Annotated in this window: 3 protein-coding genes; all 3 read left to right on the forward strand. The window is 63.7% G+C overall.

Features of this window, described 5'->3' with window-relative positions:
• Positions 1–285 precede the first annotated feature (285 nt).
• On the forward strand, positions 286–1,248 hold the full coding sequence (locus tag YUA_RS0140595) for an ArdC family protein (protein ID WP_027535749.1): 963 nt from the start codon (positions 286–288) through the stop codon (positions 1,246–1,248).
• A 104-nt stretch (positions 1,249–1,352) separates the two neighbouring features.
• Positions 1,353–3,470 carry a ParB/RepB/Spo0J family partition protein gene (locus YUA_RS51430; RefSeq protein ID WP_027535750.1) on the forward strand — a complete coding sequence of 706 codons (2,118 nt, stop codon included), beginning with the start codon at positions 1,353–1,355 and terminating at the stop codon, positions 3,468–3,470.
• A gap of 184 nt (positions 3,471–3,654) precedes the next feature.
• Positions 3,655–6,161, forward strand: a 2,507-nt coding sequence (locus YUA_RS0140605) for a strawberry notch-like NTP hydrolase domain-containing protein (protein ID WP_027535751.1), incomplete at its 3' end; no start/stop codon positions are given.

The following is a 6,161-nucleotide window of genomic DNA, read 5'->3' on the forward strand; positions in this document are numbered from 1 at the left end:
AAAGGGGCTCGCCTGCGGCGATCGCTATCACTGCCCCGTTCCCGGGTGCCGCTATTGAACCGGTCTCGTCGCTGCACTCGGACCCGCGTGCCCCTTCGGGTCGCTATGCTCACGCTCTCCGGGTGCCATTTTCCCTTGAGGCGATGCGCCCTTGGGCGCACGCCTGATCGGGCCTGGGTCCCAGGTAGATTGCGAAGAGGCTGAGAGTAAGAGTGCAAGCTGGTTTTTCCGTGACGGGTCACAAGCTGCGAGAGAGGCTCGCGGTGCCCGTCGCGGAGACCCGCGATGTCAANCNCTACTGCTTGCGCGNGCGCCGGCNNGGACCGGGCGAACCTCTATAACGAAATCACCGCCAAGATCATTGCCGAGCTTGAGGCCGGACGCGTCCCCTGGGTTCAGCCCTGGGGTACGGCTGCGGCGAAAGCGCCGCTTGCCATACCGAAGAATGCGTCGACCAACCGGCAATACAGTGGCGTCAACATCCTCATCCTCTGGGGAGCCGTGATCGAGCGGGGATTTGGCGGTCAAAGTTGGCTCACCTTCCGTCAGGCGCTCTCGCTTGGCGGTCACGTTCGCAAGGGAGAGCGCGGGACCACCGTCGTCTACGCGGATCGTTTCGTGCCGAATGACGAAAAGCGGCGCGCCGCTGAGACCGGCGAAGACGCGCAGGCAATTCCATTCCTCAAACGATTTACCGTTTTCAACACCGATCAGTGCGCAGATCTGCCTGACGAGATTGCCTCTGCTGCGCCGCTACCGCCGGCTGGCCACATCGAACCCACGGTCGACGCCCTGATCAAGGCTAGCCGAATTCCGTTTCGGATCGGTGGAGATCGCGCATTCTATGCAACAGCCGAAGATTCTGTTCAGGTCCCGCCGCCGCAGGCCTACTTCGAACCCATCAACTGGCACCGCACCGCGTTGCATGAACTCGGTCATGCGACCGGACATCCCTCGCGCCTTAAGCGCGACCAGAGTGGATCCTACGGTACGAAGAAATATGCCTTCGAAGAACTGGTCGCCGAGTTGAGCTCCGCGTTCAGCTGCGCGTCGCTCGGGATCGTCCCGACGGTGCGCCATGCCGACTATATCGGCTCCTGGCTGGAAGTCCTGCGCGAAGACAATCGGGCCATCGTGCGTGCCGCCTCGCAGGCGAGCAAGGCCGCAGACTATTTGCTCGGCTTCGTTCCCGGGTCCATTGAGCCCGCGTCGCTGGATTCGGTTGTCGCCGATCACGACGCGGCATGATGCTTGGCTCGTATGGCCGCGCGAGAGTGAGGGGGTGGGAAGCTGTTTGTGACGGGTTGGAGGCCGAGAGAGAGTCTTTCGGCCGCCCGTCGTGGAGAGCCAAAATGACGAAAGCCGTACAAAAGATCACGCTGTCGCCTTCCCGGGACATTCCCTTCAACAAGCTCGTACTCAGCCAGTCGAACGTTCGCCGCGTTAAGGCCGGTGTCTCGATCGAGCAGCTCGCCGAGAGCATTGCGCAGCGTACGCTTCTGCAAAGTCTGAGTGTCCGGGCCGTTGTTGATGCAGATGGCAACGAGACCGGCATGTTCGAGGTGCCGGCGGGCGGCAGACGCTATCGCGCTCTGGAGCTCCTGGTGAAACAGAAGCGGATGTCGAAGGCGCAGGCGGTGCCGTGCGTCGTTCGCGAAGGGGGCATCGCCGAGGACGATTCTGTGGCGGAGAACGATGAGCGGGTCGGCCTGCATCCGCTTGATCAGTTTCGGGCCTTCCAGACGCTCCGCGACCTCGGCATGAGCGAGGAAGACATTGCCGCGCGGCATTTCGTGAACCCTGCGATCGTCAAGCAGCGCCTGCGCCTGGCGTCAATCTCGCCGAAATTGCATGAGGTCTATGCCGAAGACGGCATGACGCTCGAGCAGCTCATGGCGTTCTCAGTCACCGGCGACCATGTCCGCCAGGAACAAGTCTGGGAGAACGTCAGCCGGTCCGGCTATGACGAGCCCTACCAGATCCGCCGCATGCTCACCGAGAACACCGTACGCGGGTCCGATCGTCGGGCGCAATTTGTGGGCCTCGATGCCTATCAGCATGCGGGTGGCGGCGTTCTGCGGGATCTGTTCGAAAACGACGACGGCGGCTGGCTTCAGGACGTCGTGTTGCTCGACCGCCTCGTAACCGAAAAGCTCAAGGCCGAAGCTGAGACGATTGCTGCCGAAGGCTGGAAGTGGATCTCAGTCGCTGTAGAGTTCTCCTACGGTCACACTCAAGGCCTACGAGAAATCGAAGGCAAACCTGCCGATCTCTCGCCTGAGGAGCAGGCCACCATCGATGCCCTGAATGCCGAGCAGACCAAGCTTGAAACCGATTACCAGGATGCCGATGAATTGTCCGACGAGGTCGATCAGCGTCTCGGCGAAATCGAGTCGGCGCTGGCGGCGTTCGAAGATCGGCCGATGCTCTACGAACCGGCGGAGATCGCCCGAGCTGGTGTCTTCATCAGCATCGATTCCGAAGGGCGCCTCTCGGTGGACCGGGGTTACGTCCGGCCAGAGGACGAGGTGTCGGCAACTGATCCTGACGTCGAAAAGGGCGCCGATGCGTCGTCGAGGGAAGGTCAAGAAGCGGGCCCTTCCGTCCAGCGCGCGGTGATCGCGCTCGCGGGTAGTGCCTCTGATGCTGACGAAGATGATGAGGACCCGGCCAGGCCTCTGCCGGATCGGCTGATCACCGAGCTGACGGCGCATCGTACGCTGGCATTGCGCGATGCGCTGGCCGAAAATCCCGCGGTCGCGTTCCAGGCGGTGCTGCACAACTTCGTGCTGACGGCCTTTTACCGGTTCGCATCGTCCAGAAGCTGTCTGGAGATCAGCCTTCGCACGCCGACCTTTCCAGCTCAAGCTCCCGGGCTGAGAGAAAGCGTTTCCGCTAAGGCCGTCGAGGCGCGACATGAGGCCTGGAAGGCACGGTTGCCGAAGAGCGAGAACGATCTCTGGGATGCGCTGACGGCTCTCGATGGTGGTGCACAGGCGTCGCTGTTCGCCCACTGTGCGTCATTTGCCGTCAACGCCATCTATGAGCCGGCCAACCGCTACAATCAGGGCCGCGTCTCTGCCCACGGCGTTCGCACGCGTCTCGACCAGGCTGATGTGCTGGCGCGCGCGGTGGAGCTTGACATGGTGCGGGCTGGCTGGCGACCGGCCGTCGACAACTATCTCGGCCGGGTCACCAAGCCGCGCATTCTGGAAGCGGTGCGAGAAGCCAAGGGCGAGTCCTCGGCCCAACTGATCGACCATCTTAAGAAGGCCGACATGGCCAAGGAGGCTGAGCGCCTTCTGGATGGCTCGGGCTGGTTGCCGGAGCCGCTGCGTCTCGTCGATCCTGATGCGGCCCCAGTGGAGCAGGAGGGCGAGGCGGGCCGGCTGCCCGAATTCCTGGCCGATGAGGAGGATCAGGAGAACGGCAGCGACGAAGATCCGCAACACCTCGACGCGGCTGAGTGACATCATAGAGCGGGGTGGCTCCGGCTGTCCTGCGGTTGCTCGGGGACCGGTGCACAGCGCCGGTCCCCATTCTTATGGGCGAGGCTTGAGAGGGAGAGCCGGGCCGGGAAGGGTTTGAGCCGTCGGGGTCAAAGGAGAGCTCCTGATGGTTCGACCCATTCCTGCTCTCCGAAAGAACCCTGCCATGACCGAATCTCTCGCCGGCGGCGCGGTCGCCGCGCCGCTCTCGATGCGTGCCGCTGCAAGTCTCACCTCTGCCGCCCTCAAGGCCGCCCGACAGCTCTTGACTGATCTCGAACGCGGCCGTCGAATCGATGCCGCCGTCCTGCGTAGCGCCATGGAGGCTGCCTTCGGCGCCTCGGACGCAGCCGGCGCCTGGAACTGGAAGACCGCCTATGACATCTGCGAGGTGGCAACCGTTCTCTTCCTTCGCAAGTTCGGGCCGGCCATGCGCGCCAAGGCTGGCTCGACGGCTGCCATGCTGCCAATGCTCGCGAAAATCGCGAACTGTCTGCCCACCCATACGCGGCGTTCCGAGGACAGCCAGGCGTTTCAGCAATTCTCGACGCCGATCCCGCTTGGGCTGGCGGCATGCACTGCAGCCGGCATTACGCCTGCCGACCGCGTTCTGGAGCCGTCCGCGGGGACCGGCTTGCTCGCTGTCTTTGCCGAGCTCGCCGGTGGCGCTCTGATATTGAACGAGTTGGCCGAGCCCCGCGCGGCGTTGCTCGATCATCTGTTCGCCAACGTCAAAGTCACACTGTTCGACGCCGCCCAGATCGATGATCACCTCGATGCGAGTGTCAGACCTACCGTCGTCCTGATGAACCCGCCGTTCTCTGCGCTGGCGAATGTCGATCGACGGATGGCGGACGCTGCGCTCCGGCACATCGCTTCCGCACTCGCACGTCTTTGCGACGGTGGACGCCTCGTCGCCATTTCCGGAGCGAGTCTTGCGCCGGATAACTCGGCCTGGACGGATGCCTTTGTTCGCCTCCAGGAGCGCGCACGGGTGGTGTTTTCCGCCGCAATCGACGGCACCGTTTACGCGAAGCACGGTACCCAGGCCGACACACGGCTGCTTGTGATCGACAAGCTGCCCGCAGCAGATCCGAAGGTCTTTCCCGTTTCGCAAGGCATGGCGGGCGATGTCGCCACCTTGCTTGACTGGGTGAGCCGGCATGTACCTCCAAGGCTGCCCGTCGCCACGCCATCGGAGATCGCCGCTATCCGGCGGCCAGCGATGTCGCGACCGACCAGCGCCGTTGCACCGCGCTCATCGTCTTCTTCGATAAGCGCAGCGCCAGGAGGCGTCGAACTAGCGCACGAGACGGTCGAATGGTCGCCGCCGGAAGGCGCGCGACTTACCGACGCGCTTTATGAGGAATACGGATTGCAGTCGATCCGTATTCCCGGCTCGCGCGCACATCCGACCAAGCTCGTGCAGTCCGCGGCGATGGCGTCCGTTGCGCCACCGAAGCCGTCCTACCGCCCACATTTGCCTTCGCATATCGCGGCAGATGGAGTTCTGTCGGACGCCCAGATCGAGAGCATCATCTATGCCGGCGAAGCGCATTCCGAGTTTCTCGCAGGCGCCTGGACGGTGGATGCGACCTTCGACCTCGTGGCCGCTGCGCGCGACGACGCTGAGAACGCCGTCCGTTTTCGTCGCGGCTGGTTCTTGGGCGATGGCACCGGTGCGGGCAAGGGGCGGCAGGTCGCCGGTATCCTGCTCGACAACTGGCTCAAGGGCCGCCGCCGCGCAGTCTGGGTCAGCAAATCCGACAAGCTGATCGAGGACGCGCAGCGCGACTGGTCGGCGCTCGGCATGGAGCGGCTGCTTGTCACGCCGCTATCACGGTTCCGGCAGGGCACACCAGTTCGGCTCGCGGAAGGCGTCCTATTTACCACCTATGCCACGCTGCGCACCGACGAGCGTGGCGAAAAGCTTTCGCGCGTCAGGCAGATCGTCGAATGGCTGGGCTCCGATTTCGACGGAGTGATCGTCTTCGACGAGAGCCACGCCATGCAGAACGCGGTCGGGGGAAAGAGCGAGCGCGGCGACCAGGCGGCCTCACAGCAGGGGCGTGCGGGTCTTCGGCTCCAGCATGCCTTGCCGAATGCTCGCGTGGTCTATGTGTCGGCGACCGGCGCCACCACGGTCCACAACCTCGCTTACGCGCAACGCCTCGGTCTTTGGGGCGGCTCCGACTTCCCGTTCGCCACGCGTGCCGAGTTCGTCGAAGCGATCGAGGAGGGTGGGGTCGCGGCCATGGAGGTGCTGGCGCGTGACCTCAAGACGCTCGGCCTCTACGCCGCTCGCTCGCTCTCGTACGAGGGCGTCGCGTATGAACTCGTCGAGCACCAGCTTACGCCGGAGCAGGTTCGCATCTACGACGCCTATGCAGATGCGTTCGGCATCATTCACAACAATCTCGACGCCGCGATGCGGGCGGCCAACATTACTGGTGAAACAGGAACGCTGAACGGTCAGGCAAAATCAGCGGCGAGATCCGCCTTCGAAAGCGCAAAACAGCGGTTCTTCGGTCATCTCCTGACTTCGATGAAGACGCCCTCGCTGATCCGCTCGATCGAGCGCGATATCGAGGCCGGCCATGCCGCCGTGATCCAGATCGTATCGACGGGCGAAGCGCTGATGGAGCGCCGGCTCGCCGAGATCCCGACCGAGGA

Origin of the sequence: Bradyrhizobium sp. WSM3983 (assembly GCF_000473045.1) — a bacterium.
Classification (GTDB): Bacteria; Pseudomonadota; Alphaproteobacteria; order Rhizobiales; family Xanthobacteraceae; genus Bradyrhizobium.